Annotated in this window: 15 protein-coding genes and 2 tRNA genes; 8 read left to right on the top strand and 9 right to left on the bottom strand. The window is 33.9% G+C overall.

Annotated features, from left to right (window positions below; genetic code table 11):
• Positions 1-197: 197 nt before the first annotated feature.
• Positions 198-422 carry a hypothetical protein gene (locus ASE21_RS15895; RefSeq protein ID WP_057123682.1) on the top strand — a complete coding sequence of 75 codons (225 nt, stop codon included), beginning with the start codon at positions 198-200 and terminating at the stop codon, positions 420-422.
• A gap of 121 nt (positions 423-543) precedes the next feature.
• Here the strand turns inward: ASE21_RS15895 and ASE21_RS15890 are convergent, their stop codons facing one another.
• From ASE21_RS15890 to mutS, 4 genes are all read right to left on the bottom strand, one after another.
• Positions 544-921: a hypothetical protein gene (locus ASE21_RS15890; RefSeq protein ID WP_057123681.1), complete on the bottom strand. Its 378-nt coding sequence runs from the start codon at positions 919-921 to the stop codon at positions 544-546.
• 143 nt (positions 922-1064) lie between these two features.
• Positions 1065-1150: transfer RNA gene (locus tag ASE21_RS15885), tRNA-Leu, on the bottom strand.
• 80 nt (positions 1151-1230) lie between these two features.
• Positions 1231-1303: transfer RNA gene (locus ASE21_RS15880), tRNA-Gly, on the bottom strand.
• A 163-nt stretch (positions 1304-1466) separates the two neighbouring features.
• Positions 1467-4073 (bottom strand): DNA mismatch repair protein MutS, encoded by a 2607-nt coding sequence (gene mutS / locus ASE21_RS15875; protein WP_057123680.1) that lies wholly within the window; start codon positions 4071-4073, stop codon positions 1467-1469.
• A gap of 156 nt (positions 4074-4229) precedes the next feature.
• On the opposite strand from mutS, the gene ASE21_RS15870 reads away from it, so the two are divergent.
• The 3 genes from ASE21_RS15870 to ASE21_RS15860 all read left to right on the top strand — a co-directional run bounded on the left by ASE21_RS15870 (position 4230) and on the right by ASE21_RS15860 (position 7553).
• The gene (locus ASE21_RS15870) at positions 4230-4667 is read left to right on the top strand and encodes a DUF1573 domain-containing protein (protein ID WP_057123679.1); all 438 of its coding nucleotides are present in this window, start codon (positions 4230-4232) and stop codon (positions 4665-4667) included.
• 74 nt (positions 4668-4741) lie between these two features.
• Positions 4742-5284 carry an RNA methyltransferase gene (locus tag ASE21_RS15865; RefSeq protein ID WP_057123678.1) on the top strand — a complete coding sequence of 181 codons (543 nt, stop codon included), beginning with the start codon at positions 4742-4744 and terminating at the stop codon, positions 5282-5284.
• 106 nt (positions 5285-5390) lie between these two features.
• Positions 5391-7553, top strand: a complete 2163-nt coding sequence (locus ASE21_RS15860; protein ID WP_057123677.1) for a T9SS type B sorting domain-containing protein — start codon at positions 5391-5393, stop codon at positions 7551-7553.
• 90 nt (positions 7554-7643) lie between these two features.
• Here the strand turns inward: ASE21_RS15860 and folK are convergent, their stop codons facing one another.
• Positions 7644-8777, bottom strand: coding sequence for a 2-amino-4-hydroxy-6-hydroxymethyldihydropteridine diphosphokinase (folK, locus tag ASE21_RS15855; protein ID WP_057123676.1), 1134 nt, complete (start codon positions 8775-8777; stop codon positions 7644-7646).
• A gap of 135 nt (positions 8778-8912) precedes the next feature.
• On the opposite strand from folK, the gene sppA reads away from it, so the two are divergent.
• The 3 genes from sppA (at position 8913) to ASE21_RS15840 (ending at position 14403) form a co-directional block, all read left to right on the top strand.
• Positions 8913-10670: a signal peptide peptidase SppA gene (gene sppA, locus ASE21_RS15850; RefSeq protein WP_057123675.1), complete on the top strand. Its 1758-nt coding sequence runs from the start codon at positions 8913-8915 to the stop codon at positions 10668-10670.
• A 12-nt stretch (positions 10671-10682) separates the two neighbouring features.
• Positions 10683-11630, top strand: coding sequence for an alpha/beta hydrolase (locus ASE21_RS15845; RefSeq protein WP_057123674.1), 948 nt, complete (start codon positions 10683-10685; stop codon positions 11628-11630).
• A gap of 169 nt (positions 11631-11799) precedes the next feature.
• Entirely contained in the window at positions 11800-14403 is a 2604-nt protein-coding gene (locus tag ASE21_RS15840; RefSeq protein ID WP_057123977.1) for an AsmA-like C-terminal region-containing protein, read from the top strand.
• 70 nt (positions 14404-14473) lie between these two features.
• On the opposite strand, the gene ASE21_RS15835 is transcribed toward ASE21_RS15840, so the two are convergent.
• Positions 14474-15526, bottom strand: coding sequence for a glycosyltransferase family 9 protein (locus tag ASE21_RS15835; RefSeq protein ID WP_057123673.1), 1053 nt, complete (start codon positions 15524-15526; stop codon positions 14474-14476).
• A gap of 267 nt (positions 15527-15793) precedes the next feature.
• Positions 15794-16588 carry a DUF2797 domain-containing protein gene (locus ASE21_RS15830; protein WP_057123672.1) on the bottom strand — a complete coding sequence of 265 codons (795 nt, stop codon included), beginning with the start codon at positions 16586-16588 and terminating at the stop codon, positions 15794-15796.
• A 225-nt stretch (positions 16589-16813) separates the two neighbouring features.
• On the opposite strand from ASE21_RS15830, the gene ASE21_RS15825 reads away from it, so the two are divergent.
• Positions 16814-18337, top strand: coding sequence for a GH3 auxin-responsive promoter family protein (locus ASE21_RS15825; protein WP_057123671.1), 1524 nt, complete (start codon positions 16814-16816; stop codon positions 18335-18337).
• Between the two features lie 464 nt (positions 18338-18801).
• Here the strand turns inward: ASE21_RS15825 and serB are convergent, their stop codons facing one another.
• Positions 18802-20034 (bottom strand): phosphoserine phosphatase SerB, encoded by a 1233-nt coding sequence (serB, locus tag ASE21_RS15820; RefSeq protein ID WP_057123670.1) that lies wholly within the window; start codon positions 20032-20034, stop codon positions 18802-18804.
• A 157-nt stretch (positions 20035-20191) separates the two neighbouring features.
• The gene (locus ASE21_RS15815; RefSeq protein WP_057123668.1) at positions 20192-20626 is read right to left on the bottom strand and encodes a VOC family protein; all 435 of its coding nucleotides are present in this window, start codon (positions 20624-20626) and stop codon (positions 20192-20194) included.
• Between the last annotated feature and the right edge of the window lie 14 nt (positions 20627-20640).

Genomic DNA, 20640 nt, shown 5'->3' with positions numbered 1-20640 from the left:
GAATATTCAACAAAAAATTATTTACACAAAATATTAAATAATTTAAGAAAATTTTATAATTTTGGCATATTCTTTGATAAATAAGATAAACGTGAACAAGGAAAATATTTTAAAAAAAAAGTGAAAAAATATTTTACATATTAAAAAATTTATATCTTTGCCACGAATTAATAATTAACCTTTTATAATAAAGTAAGATGAAAAAAGTATTTTTAAGTTTAGCTGTTGTTGCTGTTTTAACTGTTGTATCTTGTAAAAAAGCTGATGCTGCTGCTGAGCCAGCTGCTGATTCTACAGCTGTTGCTGTTGATTCTGCTGCTGCTGTAGTTGATTCTGCTGCTGCAACTGTTGATTCTGCTGCTGCTAAAGTTGACTCTGCTGCTACAAAAGTAGAAGATGCTGCTAAAGAAGCAAAAAAATAATTAGAACTTAAATTCTAAAGATTTTAAAACCATCGAAATCGATGGTTTTTTTTTGACCAAAACTCAACATTTGGTTATTTTACAAATAAAAAAAAGCGTTCACCAAAATGAACGCTTTTTTTTATTCTACTTCCTCTTCTTCAAAAATTTCTTCATCCTCAAAAATGGATTCATTCGAAGAAAAATCTAAAATCTCCGCTTTAGAGGCATATGTCATGATTTCTTTTATTCCTTTCTGCAAAAGCAATTCTGTGGTGTATTTTCGACTGGTTGCAAAGTGAACATCATTCAGCATTAATTTAAAAAAATATTTACCTCCAGAGCCCTTAAATTTTAAAAATTTAGAAAACTCAATTGTCTTTTTAAACCTTTCAATATCTTCTTCACATTCAAACCTTAATTCATAACTCAAACTGGTAAAAATAACCTTCCCTTTTCTTGAAGTAAAAACAAACTTATATTCATCATTAAACCGCCTGCTAATTACAAAAGCACCCATATTTGAATTTATATTTTAGATTGTTGATTTTGATTGAATCTTAGAATCTTAGAATCTTAGAATCTTTAATAAATTTACTGCGTAAATTTATTAGTTACAAGTTTTATCAATAAAAAAAGCCTCTTCAAAAGAAGAGGCTTTAGTACTCAGAGCGGGACTTGAACCCGCACGAACATTGCTGTTCACTGGATTTTAAGTCCAGCGTGTCTACCAATTTCACCATCCGAGCATTAAACTTTTAAATGTTTCTTTAGCTGATTTTAAAAAAAATTAACTAAACACAACACCATTCAAGCGTATATGGTTTTGAGCGAAAAACGGGGCTCGAACCCGCGACCTCGACCTTGGCAAGGTCGCGCTCTACCAACTGAGCTATTTTCGCGTTTTCAAATTCTGTTTAAGAACCGCAACACTATATTTGTTTCGTATTGCGAGTGCAAATTTAGGACATTTATTCAATTAAACAAGCCTTTTTTCAAAAAAAAATTCACTTATTTTATAACATTCTGATAACCTAAACTTTAAACTTAAAAGTTTTTTGAAATTTATTTCTTAGTCAGCATTCTCTTGATCTCGTTAAGCTTCATCAGGGCTTCGACCGGAGTAATGGCATTAATATCGAGACTTAAAATCTCTTCTTTTATTTCTTCCAGCAAAGGATCATCGAGATTAAAGAAACTCATTTGAATTTCATCGCTTGAAGATTTTATTCCATTTAAAGCATCACTGGAATGATCTTTTTCTAATTTTTTTAAAAGTTTCTGTGCTTTTGAAATAACCAGCTGCGGCATTCCGGCCATTTTTGCTACGTGAATTCCAAAACTATGGGCACTTCCGCCTTTTAGAAGCTTTCTAACAAAAAGAACCGTATCTTTTAATTCCTTTACCGCAACGTTATAATTTTGAATCCTTGGCAGCAGTTCTGTCATTTCATTTAATTCGTGATAATGCGTTGCAAATAATGTTTTAGATTTTGACGGATGTTCATGCAAAAACTCAGCAATTGCCCATGCGATCGAAATTCCGTCATAGGTACTGGTTCCTCTTCCAATCTCATCTAAAAGCACCAGACTGCGATCTGAAATATTATTCAAAATCGAAGCTGTTTCATTCATTTCTACCATAAAAGTCGATTCTCCCATCGAAATATTATCAGAAGCCCCTACTCTTGTAAATATTTTATCTACAATTCCCATTCGTACGCTGTCTGCCGGAACAAAACTTCCCATTTGGGCCAATAATACAATTAAAGCTGTCTGCCTTAAAATTGCCGATTTACCAGACATATTGGGTCCGGTAATCATAATTATCTGCTGTGTTTCCCTGTCCAGAAAAACATCGTTTGCAATGTACGGAGTTCCAACCGGTAATTGTTTTTCTATTACAGGATGCCTGCCGTTTTTTATATCTAATTCAAAAGTATCATCAATTTCCGGACAAACATATTGATTTTCAACAGCCATTTGTGTAAAAGAACACAAACAGTCTAATTGCGCAACTAAGTAAGCGTTCATTTGAACAGGTTTAATATAGGTCGCAATCCAGGCAACTAACTGCTCAAAAAGTTCCGATTCGATTTTATAAATTTTTTCCTCGGCACCTAAAATTTTCGTTTCATATTCTTTTAATTCCTCTGTAATGTAACGTTCTGCATTTACTAAGGTCTGTTTACGAATCCACTCTTCCGGAACTTTATCTTTATGTGTATTTCGAACTTCAATATAATATCCAAAAACATTATTAAATGATATTTTTAAAGAAGAAATCCCTGTTCTCTCTGATTCTCTCTTTTCTATTCCTTCTAAAAACTCTTTTCCGGATGTTGAAATTGCTCTTAATTCATCTAATTCTTCATTCACACCAGATGCAATGGCATTTCCTTTTGAAATAGCCACCGGCGCATCCTGATTTAAAGTGTTTTTAATTTTTTCGCGAAGCAAATCACACGAATGCAGGCTGTCTCCAATAACTTTAACTGCTTCCTGCGGACTTTCGAGTGCTAATTTTTTAATTGGAATAATTGCATCCAGCGATTCTTTTAGATAAACAATTTCACGAGGAGAAACTTTTCCCGCTGCAATTTTAGAAATCAAACGCTCTAAATCGGAAACCTGCTTGATCTGATATTGAATGTTCTGTAAAATTTCCTGATTTGATTTCAGATATGAAACCACATCATGACGTCCTTTTATTTTATTAGCATCTTTAAGCGGAAGTGCCAGCCAGCGTTTTAGTAAACGTCCGCCCATTGGCGAAAGCGTTCTGTCAATTACATCTAAAAGTGTTACCGCATTTGGATTATAACTGTGATACAATTCTAAATTTCTAATCGTAAAACGGTCCATCCAGACATAGGCATCTTCTGCAATTCGCTGAATAGCTGTAATATGCTGTATTTTGTTATGTTGTGTTTCTGACAAATAGTACAAAATTGCACCCGCAGAAATAATTCCTTCTTTTAATTCTTCTACTCCAAAACCTTTTAAAGAGTTGGTCTGAAAATGTTTCGTCAGGATTTCCAGCGCATAATCTTCTTTATAGATCCAGTCCTCGAGATAAAAACTGTGAAAGTCTTCTCCAAAAGCAGCTTTAAATTCGCTTTTACAGTTTTTTGGAACCAAAACTTCACTTGGGCTAAAGTTCTGAAGTAATTTGTCAATATACTCTGCATTTCCCTGTGCTGTCAAAAATTCTCCTGTAGAAACATCTAAAAATGAAACTCCAATATTTTTGCCGGCAAAACAAATTGATGCCAGAAAGTTATTTGTTTTAGAATGCAGTACTTCATCGTTTAGAGAAACTCCAGGCGTAACAAGTTCTGTAACACCTCTTTTAACGATAGTTTTTGTCATTTTAGGATCTTCAAGCTGATCGCAGATTGCAACACGAAGTCCGGCCTTAACCAATTTTGGCAAATATGTATTTACGGAATGATGCGGAAAACCGGCAAGAGCGGTTTCTGTATCAGACCCTGCACCTCTTTTAGTTAATGTAATTCCAAGAATTTTAGAAGCTCTAATGGCGTCTTCCCCAAAGGTTTCATAAAAATCCCCTACTCTGAAAAGCAGACATGCATCAGGATATTTTCTCTTGATTTCATTGTACTGTTTCATTAAAGGTGTTTCTTTCACCACTTTTTCTTTAGCTGCCAAAATTGATATATTTTTAAATGAAAATTAAGACAGCGAATTTATAATTTTTTAACGGCATATCGAAGGCTTCAAAAATTAAAATATTTTAAGATTTTTTTATGTTCAGATATAAGAATTTTATATAGCTTTGTTCATCATTAAAAAAGACCCTTAAAGATGAAAAAAATAATCTTATTCGCTATGTTAGCTGTAGCTGGTATCACAGCTACTAACGCACAAACTACTAAAAAAAGTAGTAATAAAGCAGCAAAAGTTGCTAAAGTTGAAGGTGCAGGAATGCTTTTCGAAACAGAAACTATCGATTACGGAACTATCGCTCATAACGCTGACGGTAAGAGAGAATTTGTTTTTGTAAACAACGGAACAAAACCTTTGATCATTACTAATACTCAAGGATCTTGCGGTTGTACAGTTCCTACTACACCAAAAGAGCCAATTGCTCCGGGAGCTAAAGGTATTATTGGTGTTAAATATGCTACTGACAGAGTTGGTGCATTTACAAAAACTGTAACTGTTACTTCTAACGCTGAAGGACAACCTACAAAAGTACTTACAATTAAAGGTACAGTTTTACCAGATCCAGTAAAAAGCTAATCTGAAAAACATTTAAAATATCAAAAAAGCTTCCTTACCTTTGGAAGCTTTTTTTATGACCTGAATTTACTCCAATGAGAAAACTTGAAAATAGTGAACTAGAACGAAAATCAATTGAAGATTTTAAAAACTCAGACAAAACACCTTTAATATTGGTTTTGGATGATATTCGCAGTTTACACAATATTGGTTCTGTATTTAGAACCGCAGATGCTTTTTTGATCGAAAAAATAATCCTTTGCGGTATTACAGCTGTACCTCCTAATAAGGAAATTCACAAAACTGCCCTTGGCGCAACTGAAACTGTCGCATGGGAACATCATGAAAATGTTTTGGAAGTGATTGAAAATCTTAAAAAAGAAAACGTTTTGACACTTGCTATTGAACAAGTGGAAAGCGCCATTTTTCTTCAGGATTTTAAAGTAGAGAAAAACCAAAAATACGCTCTTGTTTTTGGAAACGAAGTGTATGGCGTAGCCCAGGAAGCAGTTGCAATTTGTGATGGCTGTATCGAAATTCCACAGTTGGGAACAAAACATTCTTTAAATATTTCTGTAAGCGCCGGAATTGTCGTTTGGGATTTATTTCAAAAATTAAACTGGCCAAATAACAGTTAGAGAATAATTTTCACAAAAAAATGTGATTTTTGAATTAGTACCAGTCTTTAAATGTTAGAAATATAAATATATTTTTTTATTATTATAAAATTGATACTTTTATAAAATGAAAACTATCAATCTTATAAAAATAACCACAATATTACTTGCTTTAAGCCTTAACCAGACTTATGCAGTTGAAAAAAACACAATTAAAAATAAAAATATAGTTGTAAACCCTAACGATACTCTTAAGTCAAATAAAAAACAAGGTACAAAGCTAAATTTTGCTGTTACACCGCCCGTTATTAAAGCAGCTGGCGATCAGTTATACTGCCCTCAAACGACTTTAAAAATTGTTACTGATGTAACTATTACGCACGATCCAACTGAACCGGCTACTCAGGCCGTTTATATTCAGATTTCATCTGGTTATTCCAGCGGCTTTGATCTTCTTGAACTTTCAAATCCAGCCGCTCACCCTTCAATTACAACAAACTGGGACGCTGTGGCGGGAAAATTAAAATTGTCAAGCCCAATAGGAGTTGATGTTTTATATACTGAATTTGTTGCCGCTATTAAAGATGTCGTTTATACTAATTCCTCAGCGACGGCTTCGGGAACCAAAACTTTTTCTATAACAATAGGCCAGGCAAACTATCTGCCTTCAACACAACATTTTTATTTATTCGTTCCAAGTATTGGAATTACATGGACAAGTGCCAAATCTGCAGCAGAAGCTAGTACTTATTATGGTTTAAAAGGATATTTAGCTACCATTTTATCTCAGGATGAAGCGCAATTAATTGGCGAGCAGGCTTCGGGAACCGGATGGATTGGAGGAAGCGATGCAGAAACCGAAGGCGTTTGGAAATGGGTTACAGGTCCGGAAGCAGGAACTGTAATGAGTTATACTTTCTGGAATAGCGGAGAACCAAACAATCAGGGCGACGAAGATTATGCACATATTACACAACCCGGAATTGGAATAAGAGGTTCATGGAATGACCTTTCCAATACTGGTTCATTAACCTCCGGTGATCCTTATCAGCCAAAAGGATATGTTGTAGAATATGGCGGAATGCCCGGAGAAGCTCCGTTAGAAATTGCAGCGAGTACAAAAATCACAATTCCGGTTGTAACACAGGCGGCAAACCCTGCTCCTGTATGCGATTCAGGAATTTTTACCTTTACTGCTAATGCAACTCTCGGCGCAACCATAAGCTGGTATGATGCAGCTGTTGGAGGAAATTTATTAGGAACAGGAAATACTTATACAACTCCGGTAATAAATACAACAACAACTTATTATGTTGATGCTGGCTGCGCATCCAACAGAAAATCTGTTACGGCAACGGTAAACAAAACCCCATCAACGCCTGTTGCGGGCCAGTCTGTTTATTCAAGCTGCGGACCCGGATCTGTAACTATTACAGCTTCTTCTGATATCGGAATTATAAATTGGTTTACAACGGCTTCTGGCGGAACAAGTGTTTTTACAGGAACGAGTTTTACAACACCAACTATTTCTTCAAATACAACATATTATGCCGAAGCTTCTAACTCTGGCTGTGTTAATACAAACCGTACTGCGGTAAATATTGAAATTTACACTCCGCCAGTTGTTTCTGATGTAACGGTGGCTTTATGCCAATTTCAAACTGTAACGCTGGATGCGGGAATTTCAGGAATGAATTATCTATGGTCAAATGGTGCTGCAACACAAACAATCGTTGTCTCTCAAGGCGGAACTTATACTGTAGTGGTAACAAGTCCGGCACCGGAAAATTGTTCAAGTACGAAAAAGGTAACTGTGGAGGAGCATCAGGTTCCGGAAATAGATAAAGTTGACGTAAGCGGAACCCGTGTTGTAATTTATCTTAAAAAACAAAATCCTTATTTTGAATTTTCTGTAGACGGAGTTAATTTTCAGGATTCAAATGTTTTTTATGATGTTCCAGGCGGACTCAGAACGGCTTATGCCCGCGAGAAAAGCGGCTGCGGAGGTGATACACAAAATTTTGTTGTTCTGGTTTTCCCGCCATTTTTTACTCCGAATAATGATTCTTACAATGATTTATGGGAAGTAACAGGAATGGAAAATTATCCACAGGCAGAAGTAACTATTTTTGACCGTTACGGTAAACTTGTAGCACAATTAAATGCTTCAAAAATGAGTTGGGACGGGACTTTTGAAAGAGCGCCGCTTCCGGCTTCAGATTATTGGTACGCTTTAAAAATAGACAATACAAAACCAATTCTAAGAGGACATTTTACTCTAAAGAGATAAATTTAATCAGATAATGTGTCAATTAGAAAATGAGATAATTAAACTATATTTCAAAGAAGTATCTAATTGACACATTCTCCAATTATCTGATTAGCTCAATTTCTTCTGGATTTCATTCAATACAAAAATATAATCTTCCTGCTTTTTTACAAAGTCACGGTCAGAAACATCAATAATCAAAACATTCAAATCGGCTTGGGATTTAATGTATTCCAAATATCCATTATTAATTTTATCCAAATATTCGGCTTCAATATTTTGCTCATAATTTCGGCCCCTTTTTTTAATATTTTGAAGCAAACGATCTGTATTCTGATACAAATAAATATACAAATCAGGCTTTGGCATTTCTTTATAAATAATATCGAATAAGTTTCGGTACAAACGATATTCGTCTTCCTGCAAAGTTATTTTAGCAAAAATCAACGATTTAAAAATATGATAATCGGCTACAATAAAATCTTTAAATAAATCAAATTGTGCCAAATCATCTGATAATTGCTGGTAACGATCAGCCAGAAAAGACATTTCAAGCGGAAATGCATATCGGTTTTGATCCTTATAAAATTTAGGCAGAAACGGATTGTCTGCAAAACGTTCCAAAACAGTTTTTGCATTAAAATCATCCGCAATTTTATTCACCAAAGTTGTTTTTCCGGCACCAATATTTCCTTCAAAAGCTATGTAATTAAACTTTTCTAACGGAATTTCACTCAAAGGACATTTCAAATCCTGAACAACGGTACAAACGCTGTCGTCTGGCGAAATGGCTATTAGTTCCGAAACAGATTTGTGGAAAACCGGATGTTTCCAGTCTAATTTTAAATCCTGTAAGGGCAGTAAAACAAAATTTCGATTTTGCATTAAGGGATGCGGAATATGAAGTTTTTCGGTATCAATAATTTCATCATCAAAAACAATTACATCAACATCAATAATGCGCGATTGGTAACCTTCCTGATTTGACCTGATCCTTCCTAATTGTTTTTCGACCTTTAAAACCTGATTTAATATTTTTTGTGCAGATGAAGCAGTATGCAAAAGCAAAGCGCAATTATAAAATGCATCACTCTCAAAACCCCACGCAGGCGTTTCATAAAGCTTAGAAACCCTGATTACAGTTCCCACTTCCTGATGTATCAGATCGATACAACTTTTAATGTTTTCTAACCTGTTTCCCTGGTTGCTGCCTATAGATAAAACGACTTGATGCTGTGATTTCATAATTAATGCAAATTAACTAAAACTATTTTAGAATTAACCAATATATTTGTGAACGGCACATTCAATGAATTAAAATTTATGTGCGAAATTTGTAACAAATAGCCCATTAACGCTACTTATTAAAAAAATATAATTATGAAGTTTTTAGGAAATGTAATTGCCACTGTTATTGGTATTTTTGTATTTATCATGCTTTTCTTTTTTGGAGCAATCCTAATTGGAACCATTTTTGGAGGAGACGACAAAGTTTCTGTTAAAAATGATTCCGTTATAGAATTAGATTTAAAACAAATTGATAATGATTACGCAGGAAAATATAAAGATCCCTGGGTAACCGTTTTTTCAGATAAACAAAGAGTTGGATTAACTGATGTTATTAATGCGATTGAAGCAGCAGAAAAAGATGACAACATTAAAGGAATTTCTATCTTAAATGATCAGTCTTCTTTAGGGCTTGCGCAATATAAAGATTTAAGAAATGCTCTGGAAAACTTTAAAAAATCAGGAAAATTTGTTTTGGCTTATGCCAATACATATTCACAAAAAGAATATTATCTAAATTCTGTTGCAAATAAAATTTATTTGAATCCGGCAGGAGATTTAGATTTTAAAGGCCTTTCATCTGAAGTGATGTTCTTTAAAGATTTTCAGGAAAAATCAGGAATTCACATGGAAGTGATTCGTCACGGAAAATACAAAAGTGCCGTTGAGCCATTCTTAGAAAATAAAATGAGTGATGCCAACCGAGAACAGGTTACAGCACTTTTAAATTCAATTTGGTCAACAATTTGCAGCGATATTTCAAAAAGCAGAAATATTCCGGTTGATAAATTAAACCAAATCGCAAACGGTTTACTGGCCAGAACTCCGGAAATGGCAAAAGCACAGCATTTAGTTGACATTGTAGCTTATGAAGATGTTTATCACCAAGCGATTAGAAAAGCTTTGAAAGTTAATGATGATGAAGATTATAATAAAATTTCGATTTTAGACTACACTCAAAATCATGTAACAACTGCTTTAACCAATATTGCTGACAATCAAATCGCTATTATTTACGCTCAAGGCGAAATTGCTAGCGGCGAAGGCGACGTAAATGTTATTGGTGAAGGTTCAATGCGCCGTTCTCTTCAGGAAGCCAGAAAAAATGAAGATGTAAAAGCTATCGTTTTAAGAATTGACAGTCCGGGAGGAAGCGCCCTGACTTCTGATTTAATCTGGAGAGAAATTGAGATTACCAAAAAGGTAAAACCGGTTATTGTTTCAATGGGAAATTATGCCGCATCAGGAGGTTATTATATTGCCTGCAACGCTAATAAAATTTATGCAGAAAGCAATACAATTACAGGTTCGATTGGAGTTTTTGGTGTATTGCCTAATTTCAGTCCGCTTGCAAACAAATTAGGAATTAATACAGAACAGGTAAAAACGCACGAAAACTCAGCAAATTACAGTCCGTTTGTTCCAGTTGATGAAAAATTCAAAGCTTTTACACTTGAAAGCGTCGAACAGATTTACAAAACTTTTGTTACGCATGTTGCCGAAGGGCGCAAAATGAGTTTTGATCAGGTTGATGCTATTGCACAAGGAAGAGTATGGTCTGGATCTGAGGCAGTAAAAATTGGACTGGTAGATAAAATTGGCGGTTTGAATGATGCCATTGCTGAGGCTGCAAAAATCGCAAAAATCAAAGATTTTACCACTCAGAATTACCCTGAATACGAAAAAACATTTGGCGATTTAATGGGCAGTCTTCCATTTGCACAATCTAAGGAAGCTTTTATTAAAGAAGAAATTGGTGAAGAAAATTATTTACTGATTGAGCAGGTTAAAAGACTTCAGAGACAAAAAGGTGTTCAGGCAATGATGCCTTTCGGAATAGACATTAAATAATTCCACTTAAAAATGAAAAATATATTGCTGATTTTGACCGTTTTGTTTTTGACAAACATAAATGCTCAAAATCCAAAACAAGATACATTTAAAGAAACTAATGTTACTTTAAAAATCAATATTGACCAGCTTTATGGTACACTTACCATTCCTGATAATGTAAAGAAATGCCCGGCTGCATTAATTATTGCAGGCTCAGGGCCAACGGACAGAAACGGAAATAATCCGATGATGAAAAACAATTCCTTAAAAATGCTGGCCGAAGCACTGGCAAAAAACGGAATCGCATCTTTAAGATTTGACAAAAGAGGTATCGGAGAAAGTAAAGCGTCTGCAGTAACAGAATCTAGTTTGGTTTTTGAAAATTACACTGAAGATGTCAAAAGCTGGATTAACTTTTTGAAACAAGATAAACGTTTTACACAATTAACCGTTATTGGCCACAGCGAAGGCTCTTTGATTGGTATGATTGCCGGAGCAAAAGCCAATAAATTTATTTCGATTGCCGGAGCCGGAGAATCTGCAGATAAACTTATAAAATCCCAAATTTCTTCTAAAGGAAACAAACAATTAGAAGATATGACATTTCCAATTATTGACAGTTTGAAAAACGGAAATAAGGTAAATAAAGTTGATCCGCTTTTAAATTCCCTTTTCAGGGCCAGCATTCAGCCGTATTTAATTTCCTGGTTTAAATATGATCCGCAGGCAGAAATTAAAAAGTTAACGGTTCCTGTTTTAATTATTCAGGGGAATAATGATTTTCAGGTTTCTGTTAAGGATGCTGAAAACTTATCGAAAGCTAAAATAAATTCAGAATTAGTCATCGTAGATAAGATGAATCATATTATGAAAATAATTGATGGCGATAAACAGGCAAATATGGAAAGTTATAATAATGAAAACCTTCCTGTGTCTGAAACCATGATAGATAAAATTGTTTCCTTTATCAAAAAATAATCACAACAATAAAAAACTAAATCCGTTTGAAAAATATCAAGCGGATTTTTTTATTAAATATCAGCATATTTTTCCTACATAATTAAGAAAATTTTATCGCCGTACTTCAATAAAAAAACTATTTTTGCAAGAGTTAAACTCAAAAAATAAACCTCAAATCAATAAATATATGTTAAAGAAAATTTTAAAAATAACTGCCATTGTGCTAGTGGTCTTTGTCGCCGCATTATTTGCCATTCCGTACTTTTTTAAAGACCAGATTAAAGCCAAAATTGCAGAAGCAATCAACGAAAGTGTTGATGCCAAAGTTAGTTTTGCCGACGCTGATTTAAGCTTGTTTAAAAACTTTCCAAATGCAGCGGTTGGAATTGAAAAACTAGTTATCATAAACAAAGCACCTTTTGAAGGAGACACTTTGGTTTCATTAGGAGAATTAAACCTTAAAATGAGTATTAAAGAACTTTTTAAAGGAAAAGATGAACCGTTGAACATTCAGGGAATTACTTCTGAGAATGGATTAATCAACATTATTTTTAATAAAGATGGCGTTGGAAACTTTGACATTGCTTTAAAAGACAAAAAAGAAGATGATAAAAAAGATGACAAAAGCAGTCCTCTTGCTTTAAAAATCCAAAACTATAAAATTGAGAATTTCACTTTTAGATACATTGATCAGGGTTCTAAAATTAAAATGGTAATCGACAGTTTAAATCACGAAGGAACCGGAGATTTTACCAATTCAAAACTGGATTTAAACACCAAAACTACCGCTAAAGTATCTTTAGATATGGATAAAGTTAATTATATGAAAAATATAAAATTGACTTTAGATGCTGTTTTAGGAATTGATTTAGACCAAAGCAAATATACTTTTAAAGAAAACAAAGCTTTAATTAACCAGCTGCCTTTAGAGTTTGACGGATTTATCCAAATGGTTAAAGAAGGTCAGATTTATGACCTGAAATTTAAAACACCAACTTCGTCATTTACCAATTTCTTAGGATTAATTCCATCTGCTTATGCTTCAAGTCTTGATGGCGTAAAAACAACCGGAGAATTTACTGTTGTTGGTTTTGCAAAAGGAAAGCTAACAGATACGACAGTTCCGGCATTTAATATTGCCATTGCGTCAAACAATGCTTCATTTCAATACCCGAACTTACCAAAATCAGTTCAAAATATTGTAATTGATACTAAAATCATCAATGAAACCGGAATTCTAAACGACACTTATGTAAATCTTGATAAATTGTCTTTCAGAATCGATCAGGATGTTTTCAGTGCTAAAGCAAATGTGAGAAACATTACGGTAAACCCACTTGTAAATGCGGCCCTGAAAGGAACAATCAATTTAGCGAATCTTTCAAAAGCATATCCAATTAAAATGGATAAACCTTTGGCCGGAATTTTAAAAGCTGATGTTACTACTAATTTTGATATGGCTTCTGTTGAGAAAAGCCAATACCAAAACATCAAAAATGCCGGTACTATGAGTTTATCAGGATTTAAATATACTGATGAAAACAATAAATCTATGAATATCAGCACGGCTTTGGTTGAATTCAATCCAAGCACGATCAACCTGAAACAGTTCAATGCTACAACCGGAAAAAGTGATATTGCCATTAACGGAGTTCTGGAAAATTTCTACGGTTTTATGTTCAAGAAACAAGAACTTAAAGGAAACTTCAACATGAGTTCAAACCAATTGGCTGTTGATGACTTTATGACTTCCGGAGAACCGGCAAAAACAGAAACAAAAACACCTGCCAAACCAGCGGAAGCAATGAAAATCCCGGCATTTTTAAACTGTACCTTAAATGCAAAAGCGACAACAGTTTTATATGATAATTTAAAACTAAAAGATGTTTCGGGAAAACTGATTATTAAAGATGAAAAAGCACTTTTAGAAAACTTCAAAACATCAATTTTTGGAGGAACAATTGGCTTAACGGGAGCAGTTTCGACTAAAACAAAAGTGCCTACATTTGATATGAATCTAGGTTTCAATCAGGTTGATATTGCACAGACTTTTACTCAGTTGGACATGATGAAAAAGATCGCGCCAATTGCCGGAATTATTAACGGGAAATTAAATTCGACTATTAAATTAAACGGAAATTTAGATGAAAAAGAATTAACGCCGGATTTAAAATCAATTTCCGGAGATTTACTGGGACAATTGCTTTCAACAACAGTAAATGCTAAAAATTCTACTGTTTTAAATTCGTTATCTTCAAATATTAAATTTTTGGATTTAAACAAACTGAATTTAAACGATTTAAAAATGGCACTAAGTTTTGATGACGGAAAAGTAAATATAAAACCTTTTGATATTAAATATCAGGACATTAAAGTAACTGTTGGCGGAACGCATGGTTTTGACCAGACAATGAATTACAATTTAAAATTTGATGTTCCTGCTAAATATTTAGGAAGCGAAGCAAATGCTTTTATTGCAAAAATGTCTCCTGCAGATGCAGCGAAACTGCAAAACATTCCGATTAATGCAGTTGTTGGCGGAAACTTTTCAAACCCGAAAGTTACAACAGATATGAAAAGTGCAGTTTCGAGTTTAGCATCGCAGGTTGCCAATCAGCAAAAAGAGAAACTGACTCAAAAAGGTGCAGCAGCTTTGACAGATTTAATCAATAAAAATACAAAAGCTAAAGATACAACTCAGGCTGCAAAAACAGAGAAAGAACAAAAAACCCAGGAAACTACTAAAAAAGCAACCGACTTAATTAACGGGCTTTTCAAAAAGAAAAAATAAGTTTCAACCAATAAAAAAAACTGCTCCGTAAATTACTTTACGGAGCAGTTTTTTTTATACTTGATTCGAATTATTTGTTCAAAATTTTATTGACAGCATTTATATAATCGGGAATGCTTAATGTATTGGTATCAATTCCGACGCTGTTGTTGCCATATGGCTGGTATTTTTTAAGACTTGAAACCGAAAATAAACCTGCAGTTGGAGCTTTTGAAGCACTTGATAAATGCATAATTCCACTGTCTGCGCCTATAAACACATCAACATTTGCTAATACAGAACCAATTTCACGGATATCTTTGCTGTAAAAAGAAGGCGCCTGAAAATTAATTTGAGAAACATTTTCAACAGGCAGTACTTCAAAAATATTATGTTCCGGATATTCGTTTTTTAAAGCCGCATAAAACTCTTCCCACCATGAAACGGAATAGCATTTATCTCCTGTGGCAAAAGTAAAAATTGCAATTGTTTTCTTTTGCTGTTCAACAATAGTGTTTAGCAGTTCTTTTCCTTTTGAAATTTCTTCCTCAGATAATTTTAAATCCAAAAGAGGAACTGATTCTTTTTTGTCTTCTATTCCAAACTGACTTAAAAAATATCTTAAATTATAAACCGGATATTTTGCAATATGTTCGTGATCTGTATAATCTAACTGAACGTTCTCAGGGAGGTCTCCAAAGAATTTATATTTAGCATTTGAAAATTGAACAGCTAATCTGCCGGAAGAAGAGTTTTGATCAACATTAATTACGAGATCGTAATTCTGTTTTTTAATTAAAGTCCAGACTTTAAAGTATTTTACTAATTCCTTAAAAGGTTTTTTGGGAAGATCTATTATTTTATCGACACAATCGTATTTTTCCAGAACAATGGGAGCAAGAGTTCCTTTTACGAACAAATCGACTTTACAGCCTGGAAATGTGTGAGTAACTTCCTGAATAAGCGGTGTAACTAAAAGCAGGTTTCCAAGTCTGCCGTTGGGTCTGCAGATCAGTACTTTTTTAATTTTGCTTCTGTCAACCGTTCCGCTTTTGCTAACGTTTGTATTACCAATATTTTTAGTTAAAAGGCGCATTAATCCTCGCCTGACTTTATTAACGCTAATCTTTTTTACGTTACTCATGTGGTATTCTTTTTTTCGGGGGGTTATTTGAAGCAACAAAAATGTTTTAATTTCCAAAAACCAGAGACATTTCAATCGTTTCAAATGTATGCTCTTTTTTTTTGCAAAAGTAAAAGCTATCAATAAGGGATTATTACAAAATTGTAATCAAATTTATCAATATTCTCATTTTTGTGCTCCCGCACGAAATAAAAGTACAACAATTAACATAATAATATACAAAACATAGACCGGCAGTGATTAAAAATCGACAATCAGTCAAAAAGACTAGACGTTTATATGTACCACATAACCTTCTGAACCACGGATGTTAAAAACTGTTCCGTTTTCAAAAATCAAATATTGTCCCTTTATTCCAACCAGCCTGCCCTGAAATGACGGAGTCTTATCTAAATTTAAACTTGCTATTTTTGCAGGATAATTTAAAACAGGATAATTTAACTCGTAAACATCATTCTTTTGGCTGTAAAAATAGTCTTTTACCTCAGCAGGAATTAAATTTTCAACTTTCGATTTTTCAAAAATAAGATCGCAGGATTCTGTTGTACACTGCAGCATTTTTCTCCAGTTTGTTTTGTCTGCATAATAATTTTTCAGGGCTACCTCTGTAATTCCTGCAAGATAACGATTTGGCACTTCTACAATTGCAATTGCCTGAGTTGCACCCTGATCAATCCAGCGTGTCGGAACCTGACTTTTGCGTGTTACCCCAACTTTTATTTCACTTGATAAGGCCAAATAAACTACATGCGGCTGTAACTGAGCTTTTTGTTCATATTCTAAATCACGATCTGCAATTCCTAAATGGGCAGTACTCAATTCAGGCCTCATGATCCAATCTCCTACAGCAGGACTTGAATAAAAACAATCGTAACAAAATCCCTGTCTGAATATTTTTTTCTTTTTATTACAATTTAAACATTCAAAACCTGCAAAACTGATTTCAATTTCTTTGCCCAATAATTGATTTACATTTAAAAAACTATCTTCAAAAACTAGATAATATTGAATTGGGTTTCCAAGTTCAGTCTGCATTTTTGTAAGTACGCCTTGATATGTCATTATATTTAAATTGTAGAAATTAGATTTATAGATTTTAGATTGCTCCTGATTTTTAATTTGCCAATTGTTTTCAAAATCACTTTTTGAGTTAATCTTTAGTATATAATTAGTGGTTTTTATTACAAAAAAACACTATTTTTGATATAATGACAAAGTTAATATTTGCAGCCTGATATTCAAATTTTACATGAATCTAAATCAGCAATCTAAAATCTAAATTTACCCATGCCTCTATCAATAATAAATTCTTTCGCTTCCTGGGTCCTGAAACAAAGGATACATCAAATAGAACTTTTTTTAAAATACCCAAATGAAGTTCAGGAAGAACTATTACATAATTTATTATTGGCTTCAGAGAATACTGTTATCGGAAAAAAATATGAATTTGAATCCATAAAATCCTATCAGACTTTTGCAGAAAGAGTTCCTATTGCTTCTTATGAAGAATTACAGCCTTTAATTGAACGTACGCGTCAGGGAGAACAAGGCGTTTTTTGGGAAACTCCTATTAAATGGTTTGCAAAATCAAGCGGAACTACAAATGCAAAAAGCAAATTTATTCCCGTAAGTAATGAAGCACTTGAAGATTGTCATTATAAAGGAAGCAAGGATTTACTTTGTTTGTATTTGAATAATAATGAAGATTCTGAATTGTTTCTTGGGAAGAGTTTACGCCTTGGCGGAAGCTCTCAGATATATGAAAACAACAATACTTTTTTTGGAGATTTATCAGCAATTTTGATTGAAAACATGCCAATATGGGCCGAATTCAGCAGTACACCAAGCAGCAAAACTTCGTTGATGAGCGAATGGGAAACTAAAATTGCTGCCATTATCAATGAAACTAAAAATGAAAACGTAACCAGTTTTGCCGGGGTTCCTTCATGGATGCTTGTTTTAATGAATAAAGTACTGGAAAATACCGGAAAACAAAGCCTGCTGGAACTTTGGCCGAATCTTGAAGTTTACTTTCACGGAGGCGTAAGTTTTTCTCCTTATAAAGAACAGTACAAGAAGATTTTACCAAGCAAAGATTTTAAATATTACGAAATTTATAATGCATCAGAAGGATTTTTTGCGATCCAGGATTTGAATAATTCAAATGATTTATTGCTGATGCTGGATTACGGAATTTTCTATGAATTTATTCCAATGGAAACTTTTGGAACTCCAAACCAAAAAGTTATTCGTCTGGCCGATGTTGAATTGAATAAAAATTATGCGATCGTTATTACTACAAATTCAGGTTTATGGCGTTATTTAATTGGCGATACAGTTCGTTTTACTTCATTAAATCCATACAGAATCAGAGTTACCGGAAGAACCAAACATCATATTAATGTTTTTGGGGAAGAATTAATGGTGGAAAACACGGATCAGGCAATTGCCAAAGCTTGTCAGATCACTCAAACTGAAGTGATTGATTATACGGTTGCCCCTATTTTTATGCAGGACAAAGAAAAAGGTGCCCACGAATGGATGATTGAATTCAAACAAAAACCTGCCGACGTTGGTCTTTTTCAAAAAGTGCTGGATGAAACACTACAGACTTTAAATTCTGATTACGAAGCGAAACGTTATAATAACATGACTTTAAATCCTTTAGTAATTAATGTAGCCCGTGAAAACTTATTTTACGACTGGCTTAAAGAAAGAGACAAATTAGGCGGACAACATAAAATTCCGAGACTTTCAAACCAAAGAGATTATCTGGAGCAGTTGAAGGAGATGTCTGTTGTTAAAAGTTAGCCGAGAATTCCATTAATTGACACGAATTTTATTAAAGATTTTCCATAGCACCTAGCTTCAGCCAGGGGTTTCTTAATATATCTACCTAAGACTTTAGTCTAATTTTATATTCATGCGTAATTGTAGGTAAAGCCTTTTTCAATTATTTTCCCTCTAGCTAAAGCAGGAGGCTATTGATTACAAATCTGTTTTGTGATTTATTATTAAAAGCTTTTAATTAAGCATTTCTTAAGATGCCAATAATTTCCTGAATTTCTTTTTCAATTAATTTATCCTTTTTAACCAAAAGCCATAAGAATATCATAATAAGTTTTATTTGAAAATATAATTTCGCTAAAGCAGCATGAGGGATAGAAGTGGAAATCCTTTTGTGCCGGGGTTCGGCACAAAAGATTGTAACAGATAGCCCGACCCAGAGGGACATGCCATTATTAAGATTCTAAGCTGCTCAGGTTTTCTCAATATTACATCATATCGATATATCTGTCATGATATCCTAAAAGGTATAGAACTCCGTCAAGGCCTAAACTTGAAATTGAGGTTGAGGCACTTTCTTTTACTTTTGGTTTTGCGTGAAAAGCGATTCCGAGACCGGCTAAGTTTAGCATTGGCAAATCGTTTGCACCATCACCAACTGCGATTGTCTGGTTGATGTGGATTCCTTCTTTTTCAGCAATTGCTTTTAAGTGTTCTGCTTTTTTTTGTCCGTCTACGATGTCACCAATATACTTTCCGGTTAATTTACCGTCTTTGATTTCCAGTTGATTGGCATGAACATAATCGATTCCTAATTCTTTTTGCAGATATTCTCCAAAATAGGTAAATCCTCCCGACAGAATAGCTGTTTTATATCCGTAATATTTTAAGGCTTTCATTAAACGGTGCGCACCTTGTGTTATTGGTAATTTTTCGGCAACAGATCGTAATACTTCTTCGCTCAAACCTTCCAGCAAGGCCATACGCTGTTTGAAACTTTCGTTAAAATCAATTTCACCGTTCATCGCTGATTCTGTAATTGCCCTAACCTGCGGCCCTACTCCGTTGAGCTCTGCCAGTTCATCGATAACTTCGGTTTGGATTAATGTTGAATCCATATCAAAACAAACCAAACGACGGTTTCTTCTGTAAATATTATCTTCCTGGAAAGAAATATCAACATTTAAAGTTCTTGAAATCTCCATAAAACTTGCCGTCATGACAATTTTATTTACAATTTCGCCTGTTACAGATAATTGAATGCAAGAACGTGGATATTCTTCTTTTTCTACAATTGAAGTTCTTCCTGTTAATCGTATAATCGAATCGATATTTAAATTTTGATCTGACATTATTTTAGTAACTGCTGCCAATTGAGAAGCGGCTAGTTTTTCGCCTAAAATATTGATAATATATCGCTGCTTAGATTGAGATTTTACCCATTTTTCGTAATCTTCGATAGAGATTGGGATGAATTTTACTTTAATTTCCAATTCGTAAGCTTTGAATAATAAGTCTTTTAGAACAGGTGCAGATGAAGAACCGGCAGCAATTTCGAATAAAATTCCCAGAGAAAGTGTATCGTGAATATCAGCCTGGCCAATATCTAAAATATTAGCATCGTAAGCTGCCAACACCGCTGTTAAACCCGCTGTAACCCCTATTTTATCGTGTCCTGAAACTTTTAATAAAATAATTTCTTTATTATCCTCTACTGCCATTTTATTTTATTGATTTTGAAGCGACAAAAATCGGCAATCTCTAGGTGATAAAAAAGAATAATCCTTGTTTTTTTTGCAAAGAAAAAGCGCATATTCATGCGCTTTTTTAAGTAATTTAACAATAATGTCCAGTTATTAAAATAACATAACTTTTGAATTAGTTGTTAGGCTGGTTTTCGTCAAAGTTTACCATCCAGCTAATGCCGTATTTATCCTGAAACATCCCAAAGTATGCACCCCAAAATGTTTTATTCATAGGCATATATTCTTTTCCGCCTGCTGATAAACCGTTGTAAATTCGATCTGCTTCTTCGGTGCTGTCTACGTTTATCGAAATTTGAAAATTGCTGCCAAAAACAACATCTCCATATCTTGGATGGCTGTCACTACCCATTAAAATTGTATTTCCAATTGGCAGTGAAACGTGCATAATTCGATTTAAGGCTTCCTCAGAAAGTACTTCTCCTTCTTCTGCCGGTGCATCTTTATATTTCCCTATATACGGAAATTCTCCTCCAAAAACTGATTTGTAAAACAGGAATGCTTCTTCGCATGTTCCGTTAAACATTAAATACGGGTTTACTGTTGCCATGATTTTTGTTTTTT

Source organism: Flavobacterium sp. Root901, from assembly GCF_001429765.1.
In the GTDB taxonomy this organism is placed as follows: domain Bacteria; phylum Bacteroidota; class Bacteroidia; order Flavobacteriales; family Flavobacteriaceae; genus Flavobacterium.
This window is presented reverse-complemented; position numbering and strand designations above follow the sequence as displayed.